Origin of the sequence: Amycolatopsis sp. NPDC058986 (genome assembly GCF_042741125.1) — a bacterium.
Taxonomy (GTDB): domain Bacteria; phylum Actinomycetota; class Actinomycetes; order Mycobacteriales; family Pseudonocardiaceae; genus Amycolatopsis.
In genome coordinates, this window is sequence record NZ_JBHYJW010000001.1 from 342027 (window position 1) to 364900 (window position 22874).

Here is a 22874-nt window from a genome sequence, read left to right on the forward strand (position 1 = left end):
GAAAATTCCCACCTTCATGGGCTGGGGCTTTCTTCATATCCCCGCGCGCCGAGTTTATGGGAGAGTTCGTCGAGATACCGCAGCGATAGCCACAATTCGGCCTGCCGTTGTGCGGTTTCGACCTCCGGCGATCCGACCGGGGTCTCCTCGTAGTCCGACTCGCCGGGCGATGTGTGCAGCAACCATGGGTACTTCGCTTGAGGCGTCGACCGAAGCAGCCAGGTCCGGCCGTCCGATTTCACACGGTAGGTGTCCCGGTTGACAGGTGCCCACTTCATCACGTCGGAAACGGTACGGAATCTTCTATCTGAAACGCGAGTTCAAGTCGCCGTCTCGAATATTTTTTGTTGTTTACCCGCGCTTGCGCATTAATTCGCTCTCGACTTGCCGGAGAAAAAGGGTACCGTTGCTTCCTGTAAGTGCTTTCTTGTGGAAGTGCTCGAAGAGATTCAGATGATAGGATACGTCTCGTGGATCACGCAGTACAACCTCGCCGGAGAAAAGTTCGGCGGTCACCAGACGGTCGTCGTACACGACGAACACGTTCAACGGCGAAGGCATGGCGACCTTGGTCGCTGTCCACGGGAGTACGGCAAGGTGCACGTTCGGTCGCTGGGACACCTCGGCCATGTGAGCGCACTGCCGTGCGATCACATCCGGGCTGGCGCGTCCCCATCGTATGGCTTGCTCGGTGAGTAGAAAGTGGAATGTACGGGATTCGTCCTGTAGCGCTTGTTGGCTCTCCATACGGGCTCTCACGGCCCGCTCGACATTCCGGGCAGGTCTGCCCCCCACGGTGGGCGTGAGCGCTGTCCTCGCGTATTCCTCGGTTTGGATAAGACCGCTCGGTGTGGCTGGAAGGAACTGTCGGACGACCGAGGATGATTCTGCGAGGGCCTTCAACTCGGCCTGCTTGCGCCATAGTCCCAATTCGGCAACCGCGCGCCACGACGTGTGTTGCACGTTCGCCCGGCGGGCAAGTGTGACCAGTTCCCGGCCTGTCTCGGCCGGTACGTCAAGCGCCTTGAGGATGCGCTCGACATCCACCACTGTCGGCAAGATTCGGCCGCGCTCGATGCGGCTGATCTTCGACTGAGACATCGCGCAGCGGACAGCCAGCCGCTCACCGGAAAGGTTGGCTGCCTTGCGAAGCCGCTTCAATGCGTCAGCTAGCCCCGGGTCGGGCTGATCAAGTTCGGTCATACTCGGCGTACGGCACAGCGTGCGTCAGGGCCGTTTCACGCCATGCGAGGTAAGTCGGAAGGTCGGGGTCGTCGAGCTGTTCGATGGTGAGCAGGGTTCCATCCGGATTGAAGTTGAGGTGCACGACGATCGAGTCGTCGAACAGCCAGAAATCCTGTTGAGGCAGGCCTAGGTCGTTCTCGGACAGATCGAGAATGCGGATGTCTTCGCCCGCTTCGACATTGCCGGGAATGCCCCACGCGAGTTGATAGCGCTGGTAGTCGGTGAGTGGCTTTCGGATGGTCCGCACGCGTCCGATGGACTTCCCCGCCTGTGTCAGGCCGCGCACGGTCTCGTGCCATCCGGAGTTGTGTCCTTCAGGCCGGGATCCCCCGGCCATGAACTGTTTCAAGCTGTCCTGTTCTCTAGGCATGGTGTAGACCGGCTGTGTTTCCAGCCGCCACGCGGAGTGTTCATAGCCGCGTAGATGACTTGCGAAGCTTTCCCCGTCAAGCAGCACTCAGAGACTCCCTAGGCCAGTGGGCAGTCCGAACCTACCCCCGAGGGTGGTCAAAGCCTCCCGGAGAAGCCAAGGCTCCAGCTCGACAGCTTGCTCATCAGGGCCAAGCGTGAGTCCGTCGGCGGCCGAAACGGCGTTTCCTTGGAAGACAAGCGTTCCCCGGTCGGATACATGTACTGCGGGGCAGGTGCCGTCGTCGCAGTCACCGGCCACCTTGCGTAGTTTCATGGTTACTTGAATAGCACATCCGACATGCTGAGTGGGACAGCTAGTCACGGTCTTGCATGATCTCGTCACTGGGTAGGCGACGGGCTCACAACGCGCGGGACAGGGCCAGCGCGACTGTGCGGACCGCCGGGGCGACCCGTTCGGTCCGCATCCGGTTGGCCCAGCCGGAGATCGACACCGCGGCGACGGCCGTGCCGTGCGCGTCCACTAGGGGACTCGCCGCGCAGACGACGCCGACGCCGGATTCCTCGCGCTCGAACGCGATTCCCTCTTCACGGATGCGGGTGAGCTGACGTCGCAGCAGCCCGGGTGCGGTGATCGTGCGGGTGCTGACGCGCGGCAGTCCCGCGTCGATCACCGCGGCGACGACGGACTCCGGCGCGTGCGCCAGGATCGCCTTGCCCACCCCGGTGGCGTGGGCGGGGAACCGGCCGCCGATCCGCGACGGCAGCGATGGCGCGTCGGGTCCGCGCACGATGTCGAGGTAGACGACCTCGGTGCCTTCGAGCACCGCGAGGTGGACGGTGTTGCGCGTCGCCTCGCGGAGGTCGGCGAGATACGGCCGGGCCGCCTCGACGAGCCCGCGGCGCCGGACGGCGAGCTGGCCGATCTCGAACAGCCGCAGGCCGAGCCGCACCGCCGTGCCCTCGCGTTCGAGCAGCCCGGTGTCGACGAGGTGCCCGGTCAGCCGGTGCACGGTCGTCTTCGCCAGCCCGGTCCGCCGCGCCAGCTCGGACACGCCGAGCGTGTCGTCGCCGGGCCGGAAGGCGCCGAGCAGCGCGGCGAATCGGTCCGCGACGAGGCCATCGCCGTTCCGCCCAGTGGTACGCATGGGTTGAGTATGGACCACCCTGGCGAGGACCGTCACCAGGCATGGGACGCAAGGTGGTGGCCGCGATCGTCGGCCCCGGCAACATCGGCACGGACCTGCTCGCGAAACTGCGCCGCAGCGAGCGGATCGAGGTCCGGTACATGGTCGGCGTCGATCCGGCGTCGGACGGGCTGGCGAAAGCGGCGAATCTGGGCCTGGAGACGTCCGCGGAGGGCGTCGATTGGCTGCTGGAACGTGACGAGCTGCCCGAGCTGGTTTTCGAGGCCACGTCGGCGAAAGCGCATCTCGCGAACGCGCCGCGCTTCGCGGCGGCGGGTATCCGGGCGGTGGATCTGACGCCGGCGGCGGTCGGGCCGTTCGTGTGCCCGGCGGTCGCGACCCCGGAGCAGCTCGACGTGCCCAACGTCAACATGATCACCTGCGGGGGACAGGCCACGATCCCCATCGTGCACGCCGTTTCCCGGGTGACGCCGGTGCCGTACGCGGAGATCGTCGCGTCGGTGTCGTCGCGCTCGGCGGGACCGGGCACCCGCGCGAACATCGACGAGTTCACCGTGACGACCGCCCGCGGCATCGAGGAGGTCGGCGGCGCGGTGAAGGGCAAGGCGATCATCATCATCAACCCGGTCGAACCGCCGATGATCATGCGGGACACGGTCTTCTGCGCGATCGACCCGGACGCCGACGTCGCCGCGATCACCGACTCGATCCAGCGGATGGTCAAGGACGTCCAGCAGTACGTGCCGGGCTACACGCTCAAGGCCGAACCGCAGTTCGACGCCCCGCGCCCGGAGTGGAAGGGCCTGGCGAGGGTCGGGGTCTTCCTCGAAGTCGCGGGCAACGGCGACTATCTCCCGCGCTACGCCGGGAACCTGGACATCATGACGGCCGCCGCCGCGCGGGCCGGGGAACTGCTGGCGCAGGAGGTGGAGGCGGCATGAGCACACAATCGCGAAGCTCTGCTCATGACGCCGACCGGGTGCGGGTGTCCCGCAAGGAGCCGGGCGTGAAGTGGGACGACGTCGAACGTGAGGTCCGGCTGGTCGACACGACACTGCGCGACGGCAGTCACGCGATGGCGCACCAGTTCACCGAACGGCAGGTGCGCGACACCGTGCGGGCACTGGACGACGCGGGCGTGTCGCTGATCGAGGTGACCCACGGCGACGGGCTCGGCGGCTCGACCTTCAACTACGGATTCTCCCTTGTGGACGAACGCGAGCTGATCGCCGCCGCCGTGGACGAGGCGCGCCGGGCGAAGATCGCCGTGCTGCTGCTCCCGGGCCTTGGCACGGTCGAGGACCTGAAGGTGGCGGCCGATCTCGGTGCCGGCGCGGTCCGGATCGCGACCCACTGCACCGAGGCGGATGTTTCCGAACAGCACTTCGGCGCGGCACGCGCGCTCGGCCTCGAAACCGTCGGATTCCTGATGCTCTCGCATATGTCCACACCGGACGATCTGGCGAAGCAAGCACGGATCATGGCCGACGCCGGCTGCGAGTGTGTATACATTGTGGACTCCGCGGGCGCGTTGATCCTCGAGGACGCTTCGGTCCGGGTCGAGGCGCTGGTCGCCGAACTGGGCGACCAGGCGCAGGTCGGCTACCACGGGCACCAGAACCTCAGCTTCGGCGTGGCCAATTCGGTGCTCGCCTGCCGCGCGGGCGCACGGCAGATCGACGGCTCGCTGGCGGCACTCGGTGCCGGCGCGGGCAATTCGCCGACCGAGGTCCTCGCGGCGACGTTCGAACGGCTCGGCATCACCACCGGCGTCGACAAGGACGTGCTGATGGACGCCGCCGAAAACGTCGTGAAGAAGTACCTGACGCGGCTGCCGGTGATGGACCGTTCCTCGATCGTGCAGGGCTTCGCCGGGGTGTACTCCAGTTTCCTGCTGCACGCCGAACGCGCCGCCGAGCGCTACGGCGTTCCGGCGCACGAAATCCTCTACCGCGTCGGCGCGGAACGGTACGTCGGGGGACAGGAGGACATGATCATCGACATCGCGCTGCGGCTGGTTGCAGAGAAGGCCGAAAAGGGCGAAAAGGCGGCTCAGTGAGTCAGGTCGTCGGCGCCCAGCACCAGCCGCACGCAGTGCGCGACGAGCCGCTCCCGGGACACCTGGAGCGTTCCGTCGAGGTAGGCGATGAAGACGTTGCTCAGCGCGCCGACGAGGCCGATCGACACCAGCCGCCGTTCGGTCTCGTCGCCGCGCGAGAGCTGCTCGCCGACGAGCGCGGCGAAGGCGGGCAGCAGGTGCAGTCCGCGCTGGGTCAGTGCCGGGTCGGTGAGCGGAGCGAGCAGCAGAACGCGGCCCTTGCGGGGATCGTCGACGATCAGCTCGACGAACGCCTTCACCGCGTTCTCGGCGCGTTCGGCCGCGCTGGGCGCGTCACGGACGGCGTCGACCAGCACCTGACGGGCTTGCTCGCCGACGTGCTCGTACACGGCGGCGACGAGTTCCTCGCGGTCGGAAAAGCTCTCGTAGAAGTACCGCTCGGTGAGTTTCGCGTGACGGCAGACCGCGCGGACACTGACCGCGATGCTGCCCTCGGTGCCGAGCAGGTCCAGACCCGCTTCGACCAGTTGCCCGCGGCGCACGGCCTTGCGGTCGTCGAGCGTCGTCCCGGCCCAGGTCCGCCCCGGCATGTCCACCTACTCCTCGGTTGACTACAAGCGTTGTCACATTCTAGCGTGACAACAGGTGTGGTCAGTTGGACGACTCGACGAGGAGCGGACGATGACACGGGAAGAACCGATACCGCTGGGACCGGATTCGCTCACCTGGAAGTACTTCGGTGACTGGCGCGGGCTGCTGATCGGGCTCTGGGCGGGGTCGATGCAGAACATGCACCCGGGGCTCGGCGCCGGCGTCGAGCAGCACTCGCGGTTCTTCGAGGAGCGCTGGCAGCGGCTCTTCCGTTCGCTGTACCCGATCGGCGGCGTCGTGTTCGACGGCCCGAACGCGCATCGGACCGCGCTCGAAGTGCGGGGTTACCACGACCGCATCAAGGGCGTGGACGCGAAGGGCCGCCGCTACCACGCGCTCGACCCGGAGACGTTCTACTGGGCACACGCGACGTTCTTCATGAGCACGATCCACATCGCGGACCACTTCATGGGCGGCATCGGCGACGTCGAGAAGCGGCGGCTGTTCGACGAGCACGTCCAGTGGTACCGGATGTACGACATGAGCATGCGCCCGGTCCCGGAGAGCTGGGAGGACTTCCAGCTGTACTGGAAGCACATGTGCGCCGAGGTGCTGGAGGACAACAAGGCCACCCGCGACGTGCTGGAAATCGGCGAGATCGCGAAACCTCCGTTCCTGCCGTGGCTGCCGGACTTCGTGTGGCGCCGAGTGCGAGTCGTCGTCGCTCGTGATTTCGTCCGGCTGACCGTCGGCATGTACGAGCCCGAAGTCCGCGAACTGCTGGGCTTCACCTGGTCGGCGGCCGACGAACGCTGGTTCCGGCGGTTCGGGCGGGTCGTGAACACGCTGTTCAAGTTCGTCCCGCACGATCGCCGTTACCACCCGCGTGCCCGCGCGGGCTGGCGGCGGGAACGCGGGGAGCTGGCGCCGGACGCGCCGGTGGCCGAGACTCCACGAAGGAACCTGCCGCCGCTTTCCGAACGCGGAAAACCGGAGCACTACTCACCGAACGTCTGATCTGGAGGACGGATGAAGCTGGGCTATCACCTCGGGTACTGGTCGGCAGGGCCGCCGCCGGGCGCGCTCGACGCCGTGAAGCGCGCCGAGGAGCTGGGCTTCGACTCGGTGTGGACGGCCGAGGGCTACGGCTCCGACGCGTTCACCCCGCTCGCCTGGTGGGGCGCGTCGACGAGCCGGATCAAGCTCGGCACCAACATCGTCCAGATGTCCGCGCGCACCCCGACGGCGACGGCGATGTCCGCGCTGACGCTGGATCACCTGTCGGGCGGCCGGTTCATCCTCGGGCTCGGCGCGTCCGGCCCGCAGGTGGTCGAGGGCTGGTACGGCCAGGCGTACCCGAAACCGCTGGCGCGCACCCGCGAGTACGTCGACATCGTCCGCAAGGTCGTCGCGCGGCAGGAGCCGGTGACGCACGACGGCGAGTTCTTCCAGTTGCCACTCAAGGGCGGGACCGGGCTGGGCAAGGCGCTGAAGCCGACGGTCCATCCGCTGCGCACCGAGATCCCGATCTACCTCGCCGCCGAGGGGCCGAAGAACGTCGCGCTGGCGGCCGAAATCTGCGACGGCTGGCTCCCGCTTTTCTTCTCGCCCAAGAGCGATGCTTTCTACCGTGGCGCCTTACAGGAAGGCTTCGCCCGGCCGAACGCACGGCATTCCTTCGACGACTTCGAGGTCGCGGCCTCGGTGCCGGTGCTGGTGCACGACGACGTCGAGGAAGCGGCGAGCTGGATCAAGCCCTCGCTCGCGTTGTACATCGGCGGAATGGGCGCGAAGAGCGTCAACTTCCACCATGACGTGTTCGCCCGCATGGGCTACGCGGACGTCGCGGACAAGGTCCAGGAGCTCTACCTGGCCGGGCGCAAGGACGAGGCGACGGCGGCGATTCCGACGTCGCTGGTCGAGGACACGTCCCTGATCGGGCCGGTGGCGAAGGTCCGCGAGGAGCTGGCGCGGTGGGAGGAAACCGTGGTGACCACGCTGCTGTTGCGCGGCGACGCCGACACGCTGGCGAAGGTCGCCGCCGCGCTCACGTGAGCCTGAACCCGGCTCAGGTGGGATTGCAGCGGGCGAGCACGGTCCGCGTGTAGCCGACGTCCGGGCGCCACTGCTCGAGGTTCCAGCTCGGCTTGTCCGGTTCGGAGATGCGGGCGAAGTCGTAGTGGCACAGGAACTGGTCGCGCATGTTGGTGTGGTTCGCGGCCGGCGCGAGCTTCACGACCTCGTTCCAGGCGTTGAGCCGTTCGCTCGCCGGGGCCTGGCGGCGTCCGTACTCGGTCGGGAAGACCGCGAGGCGCGGCCCCTTCGGGTCCGGGAGCCATTCGGTGTGGTCGACGATCGCCTGACCGGTCGCCGTCCGCAGCGCGGTGGCCGGGCCGACGGGGACGACACCCGCCGTGCGGACGTCGTCGGGCGACGTGGTGGAGGGGGCATGGGCATAAAACTTCGCGGAGCGCTGCTCATGCGCCCGACAGGGTGCGGGTGTCCCGCAGGACACAGGGGCGGCGCTGGCGGTGCCCGCGGTCGCGAGCGCGGCGGTGGCGCACAGCAGGGCGGCCACGCACACCCGGGTCGTTCTCGGGGATCTCATCCGATTCCTCCTCGATGCCGGAAGATCCACCCTGGCACAGGCGGCGGCACCGCATGGCGTACTCGCCGAAATCGGCCCGGTACGGCCCGCGCATCACGACGGTGGCACGATTCCTCCCGACCACTACCCGGTGCGGGCAGAGATCCAGTACTGAATCGTTCGCCGGGAACGTTCGACAGGAGGATCATGGCGACGCTGCCCCGAACGCTGCCCCGCCGGACGAGGTACACGTACTCGCTCGGCTCGTTCGTGACAGGATCCTTCGGCACCGTGCCGGGCCTCCTGCTGCTCCCGTACCTGACCGACACGATGGCCGTGCCGTCGGCGTGGGCGGGCGTGATCGTGTTCGTGCCGAAGGCGTGGGACGTCCTGTTCAACCCGGTCGCCGGGCGGCTCTCGGACGCGAGCCTGGTCAAACGCGGCAGCAGGCGGCTCTTCCTGCTGTACGGCGGGATCGGGGTCGCGGTGCTCTTCGCGGCGTTGTTCGCGCATCCCGGGTTCGGCGGCCCGCTGCCGGACGCGAGTTACGTCGTCGTCGCGTTCTTCCTGTGCGCCACGGCGTACGCGTTCTTCCAGGTGCCGTTCAACGCGCTGCCCGCCGAGATCACCGACTCCGCCGACGAGCGCACCCGGCTGACCAGTGTCCGGATCGGCTTCCTCGCGGTGGCGATCCTGGTCTCCGGCGGTGGCGCGCCCGCGATCACCGGTGCCATCGCGGGGGTCGCGGGCTACCGGGTGATGGGTGTCGTGATCGGACTGATCGTGCTGGCCGCGACGCTCGGGGTCTACTTCGGGCTGAAGGACGCGCCGGTCGGTTCGCTGCGGCCGACCACGGTGAGCTTCCGCGAGCTGGTGACGACGATGCGGCAGTGGCGGCCGTTCCGCTGGCTGCTCGGCGTGTACTTCATCCAGGCACTCGGCGTCGGTGTCGTGCTCGCGGCGATCAGCTACTACGCCCAGCACATCCTGGGCGATCCCGGCTACCGGACGCTGTTGTTCGTCGGGGTCGTCGCCCCGGCGCTGCTCACCATGCCGTTGTGGCCGCGGCTCGGGAAGCGCTGGGGCAAGCTCGCCGGGTTCCGGATCGCCACGCTGTCCTTCGTGGTCGGACTGGCCGGGATGATCGGCGGGAAGGTCCTGCCGCTGCCGCTGACCTTCGTGTGCGTCGCGCTCGGCGGCGTCGGCTACGCGGGTATCTCGGTGTTCCCGCTGTCGATCCTGGCCGACCTCATCGGCGACGAGGAGGAGCGCACCGGAGCCACTCGCGCGGGCATCGCGGCCGGGGTCTGGACGGCGTCGGAGACGCTGGGCCTCGCGCTCGGCCCCGGCGTGTTCGGGATCGTGCTCGCCCTCGGCGGGTATGTGTCCAGTGTGGACGCCGCGGCTGTCCAGCCGGGCAGCGCGATCACCGCGATCCTGATCGGGTCCAGCGTGCTGCCCGCCGTCCTCGTCCTGTTCGGCATCCCGCTGCTGCGCCGCTCCGTCCTGCGCGCTCGCGTCTGAAGTCCGTGAAGGCCTCCTTACCGGCGCTGAGCGCCGGTAAGGAGGCCTTCACGGACCATCAATGGACGTGGACGGCGTCCCAAGCCGGGAAAGGGTCCTCTGTGGACGGAGCGTCGGCGAGGCAGGACACGAGCGCGTCCGTGAGCGCGGGGGCCGCCAGGTCGACGCCGATGAACACCAGCTCCTGACGCGGCGCGTCCGCGACACCCTGCGGCTCGAATCGCGCGACGGACCCCGCCTGCGACCACAGCCCGGTCACCCCGGGCCGCGACGACAGCGCGAAGAACCCTTTGGAGCGCAACACGTTCCCGAACTCCCCGGAGTCCAGACGGCGGGCGACGACGTCCCACAACCGGGACGGATCGAACGCCCTGTCCGCCCGGAACACCACGCTGGAGATCCCGTACTCCTCGGTCTCCGGGACGTGATCGCCGTTCAGCTCGGCGACCCAGCCCGGCGCCTCCGCCGCACGGGCGGCGTCGTAGCGCCCGGTGCCGAACACCCGCTCCAAGGGCACCTTGCCGAAGCTCGACGTCAGGACGTCCGCCGCCGGATTGAGCCGCCGCAGCACCGCGACCAGGCGCTCCAGCTCATCGGATGGGACGAGGTCCGCCTTGTTCAACAGCAGGACGTCGGCGAACTCGACCTGGTCCATGAGCAGATCCGACACGGTCCGCTCGTCGCCGGAGTACTGGTCGAGCCGACGCTCCACCAGGGAGTCGCCGCCCGCCAGCTCGCGGCCGAAGTTCACCGCGTCGACGACGGTGACCATCGTGTCCAGCCGCGCGGCGTCGAGCACCGGCCTCCCGTCCTCGCCGGGAAACGAGAACGTCGCCGCCACCGGCATCGGCTCGGAGATCCCGCTCGACTCGATGAGCAGGTGGTCGAACCGGCCGTCGCGGCACAGCCGGTCGACCTCCTCCAGGAGATCCTCCCGCAGGGTGCAGCAGATGCAGCCGTTGGTCATCTCGACGAGCCGTTCCTCGGTGCGGGAGCGGACGAGCGCGGCGTCGATGTTGACCTCGCTCATGTCGTTGACGATCACCGCGACCCGCACGCCCTCGCGGTTGGCGAGGATGTGGTTGAGCAGCGTCGTCTTGCCCGCGCCGAGGAATCCGGAAAGGACGGTGACGGGGACGCTCACCGTTCGAGCCGCTGGAAGTGCTTGATCAACCGGCGCGGGACGAGCTTCGTCTCGCCGTCGACCTTGATCGGCACCAGATCCGGCACCGCGGCCTTCCACTGCGAGCGCCGGGAACGGGTGTTGCTGCGGGACGTCTTCCGCTTCGGGACGGCCATCAGCGGTTACCTCCAGTCCTGCGCTGTCCGTAGCGGCGGTGGAACTTCTCGACCTGGCCCGCGGTGTCCATGATCCGCCGGTTGCCGGTCCAGAACGGGTGCGACGCCGAGCTGATGTCGACGACCACGAGGGGATAGGTGTTCCCGTCGGACCACTCGATGGTCTTGTCCGACGTCATGGTGGAGCGGGTCAGGAACGCGTCGCCGGTCGACGAGTCCTTGAACACCACCGGGTGATAGTCGGGGTGGATACCGGATTTCACTGGGTTTCGTCCTTTCGGTCCGACGCGTCGTTCAGCACGGACGCGTCGTGCTTGGCGGGATCGGCTTCGGTGTCGTCGCACGGTTCCTCGTGCCAGTCGCCGAACGGATCCGGGTAGTGCCGCCAGACGTCCTGTCCGGCGGCGAGTTCCTCGTCGGTGAGCAGCGCGCCGTTCAGCGCCGCCTCGATCTCCTCGGGCGTGGTGTGGTCGGTGACCACGACGATCTCCTGCGCCCGGTCGCCGTGTTCGGGGTCCCAGCGCAATGACGCGAGCGTGCGGCGTTCGGCCGAGACGTCCGTCCACTCAGGACCGTCCGGGGAGGCCAGCCACGGTCCGGCGTGCCCGATCCCGAGCCCGCCGCCCGCCGACTCGATCCAGAACGCGACGTCCGGCTGGCTGGCCACCCACGCCCGGCCACGGGTGCGGACGACACCGTCGAGCAGGACGTCGATGGCCTCGTGCAGCCGTTCCGGATGGAACGGGCGCTGCGCGGTGAACGTGGCGAGCGCGATCCCGCAGTCGGTGTGCAGCGGTGGCTGACCGCGCAGCAGGGCCCCGTGCATGTCGGTGACCTCGCCGCGGCGCGCGTCCGACGGGACGGCGTCGAGCACGGTCGCACCGTCCACACGGGACAGTTCGACCCTGGGTACCGAAGGCGCCACCCGGTCGAGCACCGCCGACGACCTCGCCGCCGTCCACGCGTCGGTCGCCGCGCCCGCGAGCACGAGGACGTCGGCGAATTCGACCTGCGAGAGCGCGACCTGGGCGACGGTGCGCTCGTCCTCCGGGCTCGCGCGCAGATCGCGCTCGCCCAGCAGCGCGTCGCCGGTCGCGTCGCCGAGCCAGTTCGCGCAGTCGATCACGGTGAGCACGGCGCGCAGGTCGACGTCGTCGAGTACCGGACGGTCGCCGACCAGTACGTTGCGGATCGCCCAGCTGACCGGTTCGGGCTCCATCGCCTCGTCGAGGCGCAGGACGATCCGCCGCACCTCGGGGTTTCGCGCGAGGCGGCGCAGCAACGGCAGGAGGTCCTCGCGCAGGGTGCAGGAGACGCAGCCGTGCGCGAGTTCGAGGGCGGTGAGCTGGTCGCGGTTACCGAGCTGGATCCGGCGGCGGACGATGCCCGCGCCGATCTGCCGCAGGTCGTGGTGCACCACGGCGGTGCCGGGCTCGGCCTCGCGCAGCAGCGCGGCGAGGGTGCTGTTCGGTCCCGGGGCGAGGCCACTGATCAGGAAGAGGGGCACGCGCGGGTGATCGGTCACTGAGGCTCCAGAACGGACGGGGTCGTCGGGATGAACGGGTACGACTGTGTAGAGTAAGTGACAACGATTATCACTATCAACTTGGGAGGGCATGTGTCAGCCGTGTGCCAGGTCACCGGCCGCAAGCCGGGCTTCGGGAAGCAGGTGTCGCATTCCCACCGGCGGACGTCGCGCCGGTGGGACCCGAACCTGCAGACCCGCCGCTACTTCGTGCCCAGCGAAGGCCGCTGGGTGAAGCTGCGGGTTTCGGTCAAGGGCATGAAGACGATCGACAAGCGCGGTATCGACGCCGTCGTCGCCGAGCTGCGGGCGAAGGGAGTGAAGCTCTGATGGCCAAGGCCACCGACATCCGGCCGATCATCAAGCTCCGGTCGACCGCCGGGACCGGCTACACCTACGTGACCAGGAAGAACCGGCGCAACAACCCGGACCGCATGGTGCTGCGCAAGTACGACCCGGTCGCGCGCAAGCACGTCGACTTCAAGGAAGAACGCTGATGGCCAAGAAATCCAAGATCGCGAAGAACGAGCAGCGGAAGGTGATCGCCGCCCGCTATGTCGAGCGACGTCGCGAGCTGAAGGCCGTCATCGCCTCACCGGCCGCGTCGCCGGAGGAGAAGGCGGCGGCCGTCTCGGCACTGCAGGCCATGCCGCGCGACGCGAGCGCGACCCGGATCCGCAACCGCGACGCCGCGGACGGCAGGCCGCGGGGCTACCTGCGCAAGTTCGGGCTCTCCCGGGTCCGGATGCGGCAGATGGCGCACAACGGCGAACTGCCCGGCGTCTCGAAGTCGAGCTGGTGAGCTCGATGCCGAAGCCGAACCGTGACCGTCCCGGCCGCCGCAAGGTGAACCCGCTGCACGCCGCCCGGGTCACCGAGGTCGACTGGAAGGACGTCGACCTGCTGCGCAAGTTCATCTCCGACCGCGGCAAGATCCGCGCCCGCCGGGTGACGGGATTGACGCCGCAGCAACAGAAACAGGTCGCCACGGCGATCAAGAACGCCCGCGAGATGGCGTTGCTCCCGTACCCCGGCCCCGCCAGGGGCTGAGCTGCCCGGCGGACGAGCGCCCCAATGTGGCATTGGGTGCGTTGGACGCACCGAACGCCACATTGGGGTTTTCTCGGTAGGTGCGGGGGTGCGGCTTTGCTGGTGGGCGCGTGTCGCGAACGCTCCGTTCGGGACGTTCATCGTCGGCAACGGAGCGTTCGCGACATCGGGCGATGCTGTCGGCTCGTGCGCAGGGAAGTCCGAGGGACGCCCTGGGTGCGTCCACCGCACCCAGGGACGCCCTTGTCACACCCCAGACCAGCGCACCCCAGGCGTCCTACAACACCTCCGGCAACACACACGGCCCCAGAACCCTGAGCGAGAAAACCACATTGGGGCGCATGAGCCGTGCGCGAACCTGTGGGAAACTCACGGCATGAGCGAGGATCCGGAGGAAATCGACCCCGAGCTGCTCCAGCTGTGGGCCAAGGTGTTCGGCTTCGCCCGCGCCGGGCGGACGGCCGAGCTGGCGGCCTATGTGGACGCGGGGATCTCCGCGAATCTCACCAACGACCGCGGCGACACGCTCGTGATGCTCGCCGCCTACCACGGCCACGCCGAGACCGTCACGGTGCTGCTCGAACGCGGCGCGGATCCCAATCGGGTCAACGATCGTGGCCAGAGCCCGCTCGCCGGAGCCGTGTTCAAGAACGAGCCCGACGTGGTGCGCGCGCTGCTCAAGGGCGGCGCGGATCCGGCGGCGGGGCAGCCGTCGGCGATCGACGCGGCCCGGATGTTCGGGAACGAGGGCCTGCTCGAAGCCGGAGAGTGAGGGAAAGCACGCTCGGCTAGCGCGAACGGGGCAGGTCAATAGACTCTCCGCGCATGGACGACCCGCACTATCTCTCCGGCCTCCAGCTCACCGGCCGCCGCGTCGTGGTCATCGGCGGCGGCACGGTCGCGCAGCGCCGGCTGCCCCGGCTGATCCGCGCCGGGGCCCGCGTCGAGCTGATTTCCCCGCACACCACCCCTTCGGTGAGCGCGATGGCCGACGCCGGCGAGATCGTGTGGCACGAGCGGCGCTACACCGAGGGCGACCTCGCCGGCGCCTGGTACGCGCTGGCGTGCACCAACGACCCCGAAACCAACGCCGCGGTGTGCGCGGAAGCCGAGCGTGCGCGAGTATTCTGCGTCCGCGCCGACGACGGCGACCTCGGCAGCGCCGTCACCCCGGCTTCCGGGCGGCACGGCGGGCTGCTGGTCGGCGTGCTGTCCGGTGGTGAGCCCCTGCGCTCGGCGGCGGTGCGCGACAGCATCCTCGACGCGCTGCACGCGGGCACGGTCGAGGACGGCCGTGGCCCCCAGCCGGACGACACGCTGCCCGGCGTCGCGCTCGTCGGCGGCGGGCCCGGCGATCCGGACCTCATCACCGTGCGCGGGCGGCGGCTGCTGTCCCGCGCGGACGTCGTGGTCGTCGACCGGCTCGGCCCCCGGGAACTGCTCGACGAACTCGCCCCCGAGGTGGAGATCGTCGACGCCGCGAAGATTCCGTACGGCCGCGCCGCGAGCCAGGACGTGATCAACAGCACGCTGATCGACCGGGCCAAGGCGGGCAAGTTCGTCGTGCGGCTCAAGGGCGGCGACCCGTACGTCTTCGGCCGCGGCTTCGAGGAGGTGCTCGCCTGCGCGGAGGCCGGGGTGCCGGTGACGATGGTCCCCGGGATCACCAGCGCGTTCGCGGTGCCCGCGGTGGCCGATGTGCCGGTGACGCACCGTGGTGTGGCACACGAGGTCGTGGTGGTGTCGGGGCACGTCGCCCCCGGGCACGACACGTCGCTGGTCGACTGGTCGCTGCTGGCGCGGATGCGCGGCACGATCGTGCTCATGATGGGTGTGGAGCGGCTTCCCTTGTTCGCCAAGGCTTTGCTCGAAGGCGGCCGTCCCGCCGAGACGCCGGTCGCGATCGTCGAGGACGGCACCATGCGCACCCAGCGGGTCCTGCGGTCCACTTTGGACACAGTGGTGGCGGACGCCGCGGCGGCGGGCGTCCGGCCGCCCGCGGTGATCGTGATCGGGCCGGTCGCCGGACTGCCCCAGCCGGGTCAGTCCTCGTAGCAGCGCGCGGCGAACTCGCGGATCGCCGTGGTCAGCCGGGTCGGGTCGAAGCGCAGTTCGACGGGACTGCGCGCCTGCACGAACTCGGCTTCGGGCATGTCCGCCGCGAGCGTGTCGGCGTCGCCGAACGGGTGAATCGGGTCGCGTTCGTGCCCGATCACCAGCGCGGTGGCGGTGATCCGCCGCCGCACCGACTTCGGCGGCGCGATGCGCCCGAACAGCACGCCGTGCAGCAGCGCGGCCATCGGTCCCGGCCGCTGCGACAACGTGTCGGTGACGACGTCGACCCACTGGTTACCGTGCGGCACCAGCCCGGCCGCGAGCGCCACCCCGCGCACGGTCACCGGCAGGAACCGCGCGGCCAGCAGGAGCGGGGCGAACGTGACCAGCCCGGCCACGATCGCGTTGTCCAGCACGGGCATTTCGACGATCAGGCCGCGGACCCGCTCGGGCGCGGCGACGGCCACCTCGAGCGCCACGTTCGCGCCGAGGGACGTCCCGCCGATCACCGCCCGCTTCACGTCGAGATGGTCCAGCAGCGCGACGGTCTGCTCGGCGAAGGCCGTCATCGAGTACCGCCACGACTCGGTCGGCCGGTCGGAATCGCCGTGGCCCAGCAGGTCGAGGGTGACCACCCGGAAGCCGTCGCGGGCCAGCCGCCGGGCCAGCGGGGCGTGCATGCGGCGCGTCAGCATGATGCCGTGGGTGAGCACCACGACGCGGTCGCCGGCGCCGAACTCGGTGTACCAGAGCCGGTGGCCGTCGTGCTGGAACGACCCGGACAGCTCGATCGGCCGCGACGAGCGCCGCGCGGGGGCGGCCTCCGGCGGGGACGCGAGGTCGTCGATCGCGGATGCGCTCATGCGATCGCCTCGCTTCGCGAGACAGTGTTGAATCCCTCTTGGCGCATGATGTCCATGATTCGCTCGCAAGCAGCGCTCATGGCCACCGTCCTTCCGCTCGTAGGGAGATACGTCTACCCAGGAAAGCATCCCGGGCGCGAATTGGCACTCTGTCAATCCGGGTTGGCGGGGTCCGGCGGGCATGAGCGAAGATGACCCCATGACCGCTACCGCTGACAGCCTGCCCGACCTCGTCGCGCTGAAGGTCGAGATCGACGGCCACGTCGCAGAGGTGACCCTGCTCGGCCCGTCCAAGGGCAACGCGATGGGCCCCGACTTCTGGCGCGAGCTGCCCCTGGTCTTCCGCGCGCTCGACGCCGACCCCCGGGTCAGGGCGATCGTGCTCACCGGGAGCGGGTCGCACTTCTCCTACGGCCTCGACCTGCCCGCGATGATGCCCGGCTGGGCCCCGATGCTGCAGGGCGACGCGCTCGCCGGGCCGCGCACCGCCTTCCTCGACGAGGTCCGGCAGCTGCAGGACGCCGTGAGCTCGGTCGCCGAATGCCGCAAACCGGTCGTCGCCGCCGTGTCGGGCTGGTGCATCGGTGGCGGGGTCGACGTCATCGCCGCCGCCGACGTCCGCCTGGCCAGTGCCGACGCGAAGTTCAGCGTCCGCGAGGTCAAGGTCGCGATCGTCGCCGACCTCGGCAGCCTCCAGCGGCTGGCCTCGATCATCGGCGAGGGGCACCTGCGGGAGCTGGCGCTGACCGGCAAGGACATCGACGCGGCGCGCGCGGAGAAGATCGGCCTCGTCAACGACGTCCATCCCGACCAGGACACCGTGCTCGCCGAGGCACGCAAGCTCGCCGGTGAGATCGCCGTGAACCCGCCGCTGGTCGTCCAGGGCGTCAAGGACGTGCTCAGCGCCAACACCGAACGTCAGGTGGCCGACGGGCTGCGGTACGTCTCGGCGTGGAACGCGGCGTTCCTGCCCAGCAAGGACCTCGCCGAGGCCGTGCAGGCCTTCCTCGCCCGCCGGCCGCCGGAGTTCACCGGCGAATAGCCGGAGTCCACAGTGGACGGCCAGGTCAGCCCGCCGTGGTGGCGCTGACCTGGCGGTCGTCCTCGGTCGAGCAGGTTGTGACCGGATCGCCGGGCCCGCTGCCGCAGGTCCACTCGCCGAGCGCGAGCGGGCCCGCGCCGGTCGCGGACCGCGCCGCTTCCGGCGGCAGCTTGGCGAAGTAGCCGACGAACAGCTTGACGGCCTGTGCGCAGTCGACCTTCCCGTGCGCGACCACTTTCGCCGTCTTTCCGCCGGGCCCCCGGACATCGCCGCAGGCGGCCCCGGTGGGCGTCGGCTCCGCCGCGGCGGCCTGCCGGGCCGGGGCGGGTGAGGGAGTCGCAGGAGGTGCCGCCGAACCGCATCCGGTGAGCACGGCGGCCAGGGGCAGAGTGGCCAGGAACAGCGTGGGGGGAAGTGCGCGCATGGGCCCTTCTCGTGCGTTCTTCGGTTATTCGGACGGGACGACGGAGGCGAACACGGTCTGCTCGCCCTTGCTGCAGGTGGTGCCACCCTGCGCGGCGGGCGCGCCGGACACGCACAGCCAGCCGTCGACGGTGTCGTTCACCGCGTCGTTGGAGCCGGAACCCTGGCGGCCGGCGATCTTCCGGTGGAACTCGGTGACCAGCTTCGTCGCCTCGGCGCAGGGGATCCCTGACGTCCCTGTGCTGTCGACGACGTCGAGGGTCAGCCCGCTGGCCGCCGTGACGGTGCCGCAGGAGCCCGCCGCGGGCGCCGCGGCCGGGGTCGCCGTGCCCGGTTTCGCCGCGGGTGGCGGCGGTGGCGCGGTCGTGCCGGTGTCCGGCAGCGGCGGTGGCGCGTGGGTGGAGGCTGACGTCGGCGCGCTCGGCGGAGCGCTGGGCGCGGACGGAGCGGGTGGCGGCGCCGGATCGCCCGAGCAGGCGGCGAGCGCGGGAACGGCCAGGCAGGCCACCAGCAGCGTCCGCCACGCTCGCGGGGAGGTCGGATGAGGCACCGCGCTCCTTTCGTCCGGCGGTCGGGCTCATTCTGGCCCACCGAAGGGCGCCGGGCCGGGATTGACGCTCCGGCAAGTTCGCCGGAGGTTAGCGGCGCACGTCCGCGCGGGTTCACCGGCCCCGCCTTTCGACTGTCCATTATGGACAATTAACATCCCGTTCACGCAGCGACACAAGGGACTGTCATCGCGCATCGATCGGTGGAATTCCCGGTGCGACGGTTAACATCCGCCGCTTCGCTGCCGAAGATCTACCAGAGCGTTCCGGCGCTTTCCCGTCCCCGTGCACTCCCGTCCCCGAATCGTGAGACCGATGACCAGCGAAGCAGCATCCGGCCCGGCCGGTGCATCAGAAAGCCCTTCCGGCGACCCCCTGCCGACCATTCCCTCGAGCGTCGTGTGGTGCGGCGGACGCCCCTACGTCCTCGAGATCCGGCCCGGCAGGGCCCGCTGGATGGGTACCGACGAACGCGGCAGGCCGGAGGCGCTCAGCAGCGCCGAACTCGAGCGGCGGGGCTGGAGCCCGCGCCGCGCGTGCTGACTCGATTCACCGCTCGCCACCACCCTCGACGGCGGGGCTTCGCCTCGCTGATTAGATTCACTGCGTGAGTACCGCCCCGGATCAGAGCGCGGAGCCGTCGCTGCTGCGACAGGCGCTGAACGTCCCGAACCTGCTGTCGCTGCTGCGGCTGGCCGGTGTCCCCGTCTTCCTGTGGCTGCTGCTGGGTCCGAAGGAGGACGGCTGGGCGCTCGCGGTGCTCGTGTTCAGCGCGCTCACCGACTGGCTCGACGGCAAGCTGGCCCGGTGGCTCAACCAGATGTCCCGGCTGGGTCAGCTGCTCGACCCGGCGGCCGACCGGCTCTACATCCTGGCGACGCTCGTCGCGTTCCTGCTGCGCGAGATCATCCCGTGGTGGGTGGTCGTGCCGCTCGTGCTGCGCGAGGCCGTCCTCGGCGTCTGCGTGCTGCTGCTGCGCCGTCGCGGGTTCGCGCCGCCGGAGGTCACCTACATCGGCAAGGGCGCGACGTTCGTGCTGATGTACGCCTTCCCGTTCCTGCTGCTCACCCAGGGCGGTTCGGACATCGCCGCGATCGCTCGGCCGATCGGGTACGCCTTCACCGTCTGGGGTGGCGTCCTCTACGTCTGGTCCGGCGTGCTGTACGTCATCCAGGCCGCGCGCGCCCTGCGCGGCGCCCCGGCCGGCTGAGGGGGAGGCCGTTCGGGGGGAGTGGCGGGCGCCGCCGCGGGGCTGGTGGAACACTTGTGCGCGACGAGATCGCCCGTGCTGGACCAGAAAGGGGAGCGGCGTTGTCCACTCCGGAAGAGCTGCGCTACACCGAGGAACACGAGTGGGTCGCCACGCGCGAGGGCACGCTGGTGCGGGTGGGCATCACCGAGTACGCGCAGGAGCAGCTGGGTGACGTCGTGTTCGTCGACCTGCCCGAGGTGGGCAAGCAGCTCGGCGCCGGGGACGCCTTCGGCGAGGTGGAGTCCACCAAGAGCGTTTCGGAACTGTTCGCGCCGGTCGACGGCGAGGTCGTCGCGGTCAACGAGGCCGTGTCGCAGTCGCCCGAGCTGATCAACAGCGACCCCTACGGCGAGGGCTGGCTGATCGAGATCCGGCTGGACGACCCGGCCGGGCTGGAAGCACTGCTCGAGGCCGAGGCGTACCAGGCGCTGATCCAGGGCTGAAACCCCTTCCCCGCGAAGGGTTCGCGCAGGCCGCGGCGCTCCACCGCCGATAGAGGGGAGCCCGGGGCCGGAGAATCGATCAGACACGGTACGTTGAGCGCTACACGTTCTTGAGTACTGGCAACATCATGCGTGAGGAGAGAGCTCAGGTGAGCACGAACGACGGGCCCGGCGTTCCCCCGGAGCAGTCTCCGGAGCGGACCTCTGTCTTCCGGGCCGACTTCCTGGCCGATGTGGAAGGCCAAGAGTCCGCGCCGGCCGCCGAGGCGCCGGTGCAGGGCGTCGACGCCCTGCCGGCGGGTTCGGCCCTGCTGGTCGTGAAGCGGGGCCCCAACGCGGGCTCCCGCTTCCTGCTCGACCGGGACACCACCAGCGCCGGACGGCATCCGGACAGCGACATCTTCCTGGACGACGTCACCGTCTCCCGCCGGCACGCCGAGTTCCGGCGTGAGGGCGGCGAGTTCGTCGTCATCGACGTGGGCAGCCTCAACGGCACCTACGTCAACCGCGAACCGGTCGACCAGGCGGTGCTGGCCGGGGGCGACGAGGTGCAGATCGGGAAGTTCCGCCTGGTCTTCCTGACCGGACCGGGGCACGGTGGCCAGGGGGCATAGTGACGGCGGCCGGGCGGCCCGAACGTTCTTCGGCACAGCGCGACGGGTTGAGCATCGGGGCGGTCCTGGCGCAGCTGCGCGATGACTTCCCCGACGTCACCATCTCCAAGATCCGGTTCCTCGAGGCGGAAGGCCTGGTCCAGCCGGGCCGGACGCCCTCGGGGTACCGGCAGTTCGCCGCGGCGGACGTGGAGCGCCTGAAGTTCGTGCTGTCCGCCCAGCGGGATCACTACCTCCCGTTGAAGGTCATCAAGGAACAGCTGGACGCGGCCGACCGGGGCGCCGAGCCCGCACCGGGCACGCCCCGGTTGCCGCGCAAGCTGGTTCCGCTCGACGATCCCGCCGATCCCGGCGGGCTGCCCGCGCCGGACGACTTCCTGTCCGGCAGGGACGTCCGGCTGACTCAGGAAGAGCTGCTGGCGCAGGCCGCCATCGACGAGGCCACCCTCGCAGAACTGCGGCAATACGGTCTCGTGCGGCCCGGCCCCGCGGGTTTCTACGACCCCGACGCGGTCCAGATCGCGCGCACGGTCCGGGCGATGACCGAATTCGGTATCGAGCCGAGACATCTGCGTGCCTTCCGCGCCGCGGCCGACCGCGAGGTCGGCCTGTTGGAACAGATCGTGACCCCGGTGTATCGCCACCGTGACGCCGACGCGAAAGCCAGGGCCGACGAGGTGGTCCGCGAGCTCGCGGCACTCTCGGTGACCCTGCACACGCTGCTCGTGAAAGCGGGAATCCGCGGCGTCACGGGTGGTTGAAGCCGGATGGGGCGCGCCCGCGCACTGAGAACCCTTGCGACGCCGGATGTCAATGACTGAATGTTGGCCACCCTATGCCGTACCGTGAGAGCAGGGTTTGCCGCGCGCGAACCGAGAAAGTCCGCCACTAGCGAGCACAGCGCTCGGATCACGGGTAGCGTCGAGGATGTCGGCGCCGACGCCGGGACAGCGTTGCGGCCCGTGCGCACGAGAGGAGGCGAAGCCCGATGAGCGAGATGCGCGTCGTCGGCGTGCGGGTGGAGCTACCCGCGAATCAGCCGATCTTGTTGCTGCGGGAGACCGAAGGCGAACGGTACCTGCCGATCTGGATCGGCTCGGTCGAGGCAACCGCCATCGCCTTGGAGCAACAAGGAGTCCGCCCCGCCCGCCCGCTCACCCACGACCTGCTCAAAGAGGTCATCGGAGCGCTCGGCCGGGAACTCGAACAGGTCGTCATCACCGACCTCAAGGAAGGGACGTTCTTCGCCGAGCTCGTCTTCGACGGCGACATCAGGGTCTCCGCCCGCCCGAGCGACTCCGTCGCGCTCGCACTGCGGATCGGTGTCCCCATCCACGCCGTCGACGCCGTCCTCGAGGAAGCCGGCCTGATCATCCCGGACGAACAGGAGGACGAGGTCGAGAAGTTCCGCGAGTTCCTCGACTCCGTCTCCCCAGAGGATTTCCGCGGCGCCGACACCTGATCCGCGCCGCCACGCCACCGCGGGCCGCGACCTCCGCCCCATCGATGCCGATGAGCGGAAGCGCGGCCCGTCGTCGTGCCGCCGGGTGCACCCCCGGCGGCGGGGGCGGTGGCCCTTTCGAACAGGTCGGCCAGTTCCCGGCCGTAGCGGTCGATGTCGAGCGACGGGTCGGTTTTGAACTGGGCCGCCACGCCGTCGATGGCCTGGGCGATGGACATCGCCATCACGTCCGGCGCGAAGTCACCGAAAGCGCCTTCCCGCTGCCCCTGCTTCAACTGCCGGTACACACTCCCCACCCGCAGGTCGTTCAGCACGGGCCCGGCCATGCCCCAGCCGTCCTCGTCCTCCGCGTTCGCGGTCATCTCCGCGAGCACCCGCACACAGTCCGGGTAGTCACGCAGGAACGCCACCGACGTCTCGATGTGCGCCCGCAGGTTCCCCCGCCGGTCCGCGGCGTCGATCCGGCCTTCGGTCCGTTCCGCGAGGAAACGGCTCTTCGTCTCGATCACCGTGCTCAGCACCGCCTGCATCAGCCCTGCCTTGCTGGTGAAGTGGTAGGAGATGATCCGGGTGCTGCTCAGCCCGGCGCGTTCCTTGATCCGCGCGAACGTCGTCTTCCGATAGCCGACCTGGGCCATCGTCGCGATGGTCGCGCCGATGATCTGTGCTCGGCGGGCGGCCTCGGTCACGGAGAGGCCGAGCTCCGCCTGCGTGTCAGTGCTTACTTGCATGAGTAAAAATTAACACGCCTGAGTAAAACTGTCCAGCCGGCCCG

The 22874-nt window shown here is 69.4% G+C and carries 31 protein-coding genes and 1 pseudogene; 18 read left to right on the forward strand and 14 right to left on the reverse strand.

All coding sequences use genetic code 11. The features are described 5' to 3' along the window. Positions 1–14 precede the first annotated feature (14 nt). From ACFW0G_RS01540 to ACFW0G_RS01555, 4 genes are all read right to left on the reverse strand, one after another. Entirely contained in the window at positions 15–281 is a 267-nt protein-coding gene (locus ACFW0G_RS01540; RefSeq protein ID WP_378322659.1) for a hypothetical protein, read from the reverse strand. A 70-nt stretch (positions 282–351) separates the two neighbouring features. Continuing rightward, the gene (locus tag ACFW0G_RS01545; RefSeq protein WP_378322660.1) at positions 352–1203 is read right to left on the reverse strand and encodes a helix-turn-helix domain-containing protein; all 852 of its coding nucleotides are present in this window, start codon (positions 1201–1203) and stop codon (positions 352–354) included. After that, positions 1190–1702 (reverse strand): DUF6879 family protein, encoded by a 513-nt coding sequence (locus ACFW0G_RS01550; RefSeq protein ID WP_378322661.1) that lies wholly within the window; start codon positions 1700–1702, stop codon positions 1190–1192. Before ACFW0G_RS01550 ends, ACFW0G_RS01545 begins: the two co-directional genes overlap by 14 nt. A gap of 313 nt (positions 1703–2015) precedes the next feature. Then, positions 2016–2762 (reverse strand): IclR family transcriptional regulator, encoded by a 747-nt coding sequence (locus tag ACFW0G_RS01555; protein WP_378322662.1) that lies wholly within the window; start codon positions 2760–2762, stop codon positions 2016–2018. A gap of 41 nt (positions 2763–2803) precedes the next feature. Between ACFW0G_RS01555 and ACFW0G_RS01560 the strand changes: the two genes are divergently transcribed. Both ACFW0G_RS01560 and dmpG read left to right on the forward strand, forming a co-directional pair. Next, positions 2804–3703 carry an acetaldehyde dehydrogenase (acetylating) gene (locus ACFW0G_RS01560; protein WP_378322663.1) on the forward strand — a complete coding sequence of 300 codons (900 nt, stop codon included), beginning with the start codon at positions 2804–2806 and terminating at the stop codon, positions 3701–3703. A 65-nt stretch (positions 3704–3768) separates the two neighbouring features. Further along, positions 3769–4821, forward strand: coding sequence for a 4-hydroxy-2-oxovalerate aldolase (gene dmpG / locus ACFW0G_RS01565; RefSeq protein WP_378322749.1), 1053 nt, complete (start codon positions 3769–3771; stop codon positions 4819–4821). Here the strand turns inward: dmpG and ACFW0G_RS01570 are convergent. Beyond that, on the reverse strand, positions 4815–5411 hold the full coding sequence (locus ACFW0G_RS01570; protein ID WP_378322664.1) for a TetR/AcrR family transcriptional regulator: 597 nt from the start codon (positions 5409–5411) through the stop codon (positions 4815–4817). The genes dmpG and ACFW0G_RS01570 overlap by 7 nt on opposite strands. A gap of 91 nt (positions 5412–5502) precedes the next feature. Here ACFW0G_RS01570 and ACFW0G_RS01575 point away from each other — a divergent pair, with 91 nt between their 5' ends. Then, positions 5503–6429 (forward strand): oxygenase MpaB family protein, encoded by a 927-nt coding sequence (locus ACFW0G_RS01575; RefSeq protein WP_378322665.1) that lies wholly within the window; start codon positions 5503–5505, stop codon positions 6427–6429. A 12-nt stretch (positions 6430–6441) separates the two neighbouring features. Continuing rightward, complete coding sequence (locus ACFW0G_RS01580; RefSeq protein WP_378322666.1) at positions 6442–7467, forward strand: LLM class F420-dependent oxidoreductase; 1026 nt, start codon at positions 6442–6444, stop codon at positions 7465–7467. Positions 7468–7480: 13 nt separating this feature from the next. Here ACFW0G_RS01580 and ACFW0G_RS01585 read toward each other — a convergent pair whose 3' ends face one another. Next, positions 7481–8020 (reverse strand): DUF2599 domain-containing protein, encoded by a 540-nt coding sequence (locus tag ACFW0G_RS01585; protein WP_378322667.1) that lies wholly within the window; start codon positions 8018–8020, stop codon positions 7481–7483. A 186-nt stretch (positions 8021–8206) separates the two neighbouring features. Between ACFW0G_RS01585 and ACFW0G_RS01590 the strand changes: the two genes are divergently transcribed. Next, the gene (locus ACFW0G_RS01590; protein ID WP_378322668.1) at positions 8207–9523 is read left to right on the forward strand and encodes an MFS transporter; all 1317 of its coding nucleotides are present in this window, start codon (positions 8207–8209) and stop codon (positions 9521–9523) included. A gap of 58 nt (positions 9524–9581) precedes the next feature. On the opposite strand, the gene ACFW0G_RS01595 is transcribed toward ACFW0G_RS01590, so the two are convergent. From ACFW0G_RS01595 to mrf, 4 genes are read right to left on the reverse strand one after another with little or no spacing between them, the layout of a single operon-like run. Next, positions 9582–10667: a GTP-binding protein gene (locus tag ACFW0G_RS01595; RefSeq protein ID WP_378322669.1), complete on the reverse strand. Its 1086-nt coding sequence runs from the start codon at positions 10665–10667 to the stop codon at positions 9582–9584. Beyond that, positions 10664–10822, reverse strand: a complete 159-nt coding sequence (gene rpmF / locus ACFW0G_RS01600) for a 50S ribosomal protein L32 (RefSeq protein ID WP_345392056.1) — start codon at positions 10820–10822, stop codon at positions 10664–10666. The genes ACFW0G_RS01595 and rpmF overlap by 4 nt, the downstream gene beginning before the upstream one ends. Then, the gene (locus tag ACFW0G_RS01605) at positions 10822–11085 is read right to left on the reverse strand and encodes a type B 50S ribosomal protein L31 (RefSeq protein WP_378322670.1); all 264 of its coding nucleotides are present in this window, start codon (positions 11083–11085) and stop codon (positions 10822–10824) included. The genes rpmF and ACFW0G_RS01605 overlap by 1 nt, the downstream gene beginning before the upstream one ends. Beyond that, positions 11082–12347: a ribosome hibernation factor-recruiting GTPase MRF gene (gene mrf, locus ACFW0G_RS01610; RefSeq protein WP_378322671.1), complete on the reverse strand. Its 1266-nt coding sequence runs from the start codon at positions 12345–12347 to the stop codon at positions 11082–11084. Before mrf ends, ACFW0G_RS01605 begins: the two co-directional genes overlap by 4 nt. A 93-nt stretch (positions 12348–12440) precedes the next feature. On the opposite strand from mrf, the gene rpmB reads away from it, so the two are divergent. The 6 genes from rpmB (at position 12441) to cobA (ending at position 15452) form a co-directional block, all read left to right on the forward strand. Further along, positions 12441–12677: a 50S ribosomal protein L28 gene (gene rpmB, locus ACFW0G_RS01615; protein ID WP_378322672.1), complete on the forward strand. Its 237-nt coding sequence runs from the start codon at positions 12441–12443 to the stop codon at positions 12675–12677. Further along, on the forward strand, positions 12677–12844 hold the full coding sequence (gene rpmG, locus ACFW0G_RS01620; protein ID WP_378322673.1) for a 50S ribosomal protein L33: 168 nt from the start codon (positions 12677–12679) through the stop codon (positions 12842–12844). The genes rpmB and rpmG overlap by 1 nt, the downstream gene beginning before the upstream one ends. Beyond that, entirely contained in the window at positions 12844–13149 is a 306-nt protein-coding gene (rpsN, locus tag ACFW0G_RS01625; RefSeq protein ID WP_378322674.1) for a 30S ribosomal protein S14, read from the forward strand. Before rpmG ends, rpsN begins: the two co-directional genes overlap by 1 nt. Beyond that, positions 13146–13397 carry a 30S ribosomal protein S18 gene (rpsR, locus tag ACFW0G_RS01630; RefSeq protein WP_378322675.1) on the forward strand — a complete coding sequence of 84 codons (252 nt, stop codon included), beginning with the start codon at positions 13146–13148 and terminating at the stop codon, positions 13395–13397. The genes rpsN and rpsR overlap by 4 nt, the downstream gene beginning before the upstream one ends. A 376-nt stretch (positions 13398–13773) precedes the next feature. Next, a complete protein-coding gene (locus ACFW0G_RS01635) occupies positions 13774–14169 on the forward strand; it encodes an ankyrin repeat domain-containing protein (protein ID WP_378322676.1) in 396 nt (131 codons plus the stop codon). Between the two features lie 53 nt (positions 14170–14222). After that, positions 14223–15452 (forward strand): uroporphyrinogen-III C-methyltransferase, encoded by a 1230-nt coding sequence (gene cobA / locus ACFW0G_RS01640; protein WP_378322677.1) that lies wholly within the window; start codon positions 14223–14225, stop codon positions 15450–15452. Here the strand turns inward: cobA and ACFW0G_RS01645 are convergent. After that, entirely contained in the window at positions 15440–16315 is an 876-nt protein-coding gene (locus tag ACFW0G_RS01645) for an alpha/beta fold hydrolase (RefSeq protein ID WP_378322678.1), read from the reverse strand. The two genes, cobA and ACFW0G_RS01645, sit on opposite strands and share 13 nt — an antisense overlap. A gap of 199 nt (positions 16316–16514) precedes the next feature. Here ACFW0G_RS01645 and ACFW0G_RS01650 point away from each other — a divergent pair, with 199 nt between their 5' ends. Beyond that, on the forward strand, positions 16515–17357 hold the full coding sequence (locus ACFW0G_RS01650) for a crotonase/enoyl-CoA hydratase family protein (RefSeq protein ID WP_378322679.1): 843 nt from the start codon (positions 16515–16517) through the stop codon (positions 17355–17357). A 25-nt stretch (positions 17358–17382) separates the two neighbouring features. Here ACFW0G_RS01650 and ACFW0G_RS01655 read toward each other — a convergent pair whose 3' ends face one another. Together ACFW0G_RS01655 and ACFW0G_RS01660 are read right to left on the reverse strand one after the other, a co-directional pair. Further along, positions 17383–17781: a hypothetical protein gene (locus ACFW0G_RS01655; protein WP_378322680.1), complete on the reverse strand. Its 399-nt coding sequence runs from the start codon at positions 17779–17781 to the stop codon at positions 17383–17385. Positions 17782–17805: 24 nt separating this feature from the next. Continuing rightward, positions 17806–18330, reverse strand: coding sequence for a hypothetical protein (locus tag ACFW0G_RS01660; protein WP_378322681.1), 525 nt, complete (start codon positions 18328–18330; stop codon positions 17806–17808). A 313-nt stretch (positions 18331–18643) separates the two neighbouring features. On the opposite strand from ACFW0G_RS01660, the gene ACFW0G_RS01665 reads away from it, so the two are divergent. The 6 genes from ACFW0G_RS01665 to ACFW0G_RS01690 all read left to right on the forward strand — a co-directional run bounded on the left by ACFW0G_RS01665 (position 18644) and on the right by ACFW0G_RS01690 (position 22099). Beyond that, a complete protein-coding gene (locus tag ACFW0G_RS01665; protein ID WP_378322682.1) occupies positions 18644–18871 on the forward strand; it encodes a hypothetical protein in 228 nt (75 codons plus the stop codon). A gap of 64 nt (positions 18872–18935) precedes the next feature. Then, entirely contained in the window at positions 18936–19538 is a 603-nt protein-coding gene (locus tag ACFW0G_RS01670; protein WP_378322683.1) for a CDP-alcohol phosphatidyltransferase family protein, read from the forward strand. Between the two features lie 101 nt (positions 19539–19639). Beyond that, positions 19640–20023, forward strand: a complete 384-nt coding sequence (gene gcvH / locus ACFW0G_RS01675; protein WP_378322684.1) for a glycine cleavage system protein GcvH — start codon at positions 19640–19642, stop codon at positions 20021–20023. 149 nt (positions 20024–20172) lie between these two features. Next, on the forward strand, positions 20173–20637 hold the full coding sequence (garA, locus tag ACFW0G_RS01680) for a glycogen accumulation regulator GarA (protein ID WP_378322685.1): 465 nt from the start codon (positions 20173–20175) through the stop codon (positions 20635–20637). Continuing rightward, a complete protein-coding gene (locus ACFW0G_RS01685; RefSeq protein ID WP_378322686.1) occupies positions 20637–21398 on the forward strand; it encodes a MerR family transcriptional regulator in 762 nt (253 codons plus the stop codon). The genes garA and ACFW0G_RS01685 overlap by 1 nt, the downstream gene beginning before the upstream one ends. Positions 21399–21625: 227 nt before the next feature. Continuing rightward, the gene (locus ACFW0G_RS01690) at positions 21626–22099 is read left to right on the forward strand and encodes a bifunctional nuclease family protein (RefSeq protein ID WP_009078856.1); all 474 of its coding nucleotides are present in this window, start codon (positions 21626–21628) and stop codon (positions 22097–22099) included. A gap of 101 nt (positions 22100–22200) precedes the next feature. Here the strand turns inward: ACFW0G_RS01690 and ACFW0G_RS01695 are convergent. After that, positions 22201–22830, reverse strand: a pseudogene (locus ACFW0G_RS01695) (TetR/AcrR family transcriptional regulator); the annotation flags it as partial. Positions 22831–22874 lie beyond the last annotated feature (44 nt).

What these genes read in the sequence shown, in the direction of transcription:
- ACFW0G_RS01545 (WP_378322660.1), bottom strand. Translation starts at nt 1,203, where the DNA reads ATGACCGAACTTGATCAGCCCGACCCGGGGCTAGCTGACGCATTGAAG.
- ACFW0G_RS01555 (WP_378322662.1), bottom strand. Translation starts at nt 2,762, where the DNA reads ATGCGTACCACTGGGCGGAACGGCGATGGCCTCGTCGCGGACCGATTC.
- ACFW0G_RS01560 (WP_378322663.1), top strand. Translation starts at nt 2,804, where the DNA reads ATGGGACGCAAGGTGGTGGCCGCGATCGTCGGCCCCGGCAACATCGGC.
- ACFW0G_RS01570 (WP_378322664.1), bottom strand. Translation starts at nt 5,411, where the DNA reads ATGCCGGGGCGGACCTGGGCCGGGACGACGCTCGACGACCGCAAGGCC.
- ACFW0G_RS01575 (WP_378322665.1), top strand. Translation starts at nt 5,503, where the DNA reads ATGACACGGGAAGAACCGATACCGCTGGGACCGGATTCGCTCACCTGG.
- ACFW0G_RS01580 (WP_378322666.1), top strand. Translation starts at nt 6,442, where the DNA reads ATGAAGCTGGGCTATCACCTCGGGTACTGGTCGGCAGGGCCGCCGCCG.
- ACFW0G_RS01585 (WP_378322667.1), bottom strand. Translation starts at nt 8,020, where the DNA reads ATGAGATCCCCGAGAACGACCCGGGTGTGCGTGGCCGCCCTGCTGTGC.
- ACFW0G_RS01590 (WP_378322668.1), top strand. Translation starts at nt 8,207, where the DNA reads ATGGCGACGCTGCCCCGAACGCTGCCCCGCCGGACGAGGTACACGTAC.
- rpmF (WP_345392056.1), bottom strand. Translation starts at nt 10,822, where the DNA reads ATGGCCGTCCCGAAGCGGAAGACGTCCCGCAGCAACACCCGTTCCCGG.
- rpmG (WP_378322673.1), top strand. Translation starts at nt 12,677, where the DNA reads ATGGCCAAGGCCACCGACATCCGGCCGATCATCAAGCTCCGGTCGACC.
- rpsN (WP_378322674.1), top strand. Translation starts at nt 12,844, where the DNA reads ATGGCCAAGAAATCCAAGATCGCGAAGAACGAGCAGCGGAAGGTGATC.
- ACFW0G_RS01635 (WP_378322676.1), top strand. Translation starts at nt 13,774, where the DNA reads ATGAGCGAGGATCCGGAGGAAATCGACCCCGAGCTGCTCCAGCTGTGG.
- cobA (WP_378322677.1), top strand. Translation starts at nt 14,223, where the DNA reads ATGGACGACCCGCACTATCTCTCCGGCCTCCAGCTCACCGGCCGCCGC.
- ACFW0G_RS01645 (WP_378322678.1), bottom strand. Translation starts at nt 16,315, where the DNA reads ATGAGCGCATCCGCGATCGACGACCTCGCGTCCCCGCCGGAGGCCGCC.
- ACFW0G_RS01650 (WP_378322679.1), top strand. Translation starts at nt 16,515, where the DNA reads ATGACCGCTACCGCTGACAGCCTGCCCGACCTCGTCGCGCTGAAGGTC.
- ACFW0G_RS01655 (WP_378322680.1), bottom strand. Translation starts at nt 17,781, where the DNA reads ATGCGCGCACTTCCCCCCACGCTGTTCCTGGCCACTCTGCCCCTGGCC.
- ACFW0G_RS01665 (WP_378322682.1), top strand. Translation starts at nt 18,644, where the DNA reads ATGACCAGCGAAGCAGCATCCGGCCCGGCCGGTGCATCAGAAAGCCCT.
- ACFW0G_RS01690 (WP_009078856.1), top strand. Translation starts at nt 21,626, where the DNA reads ATGAGCGAGATGCGCGTCGTCGGCGTGCGGGTGGAGCTACCCGCGAAT.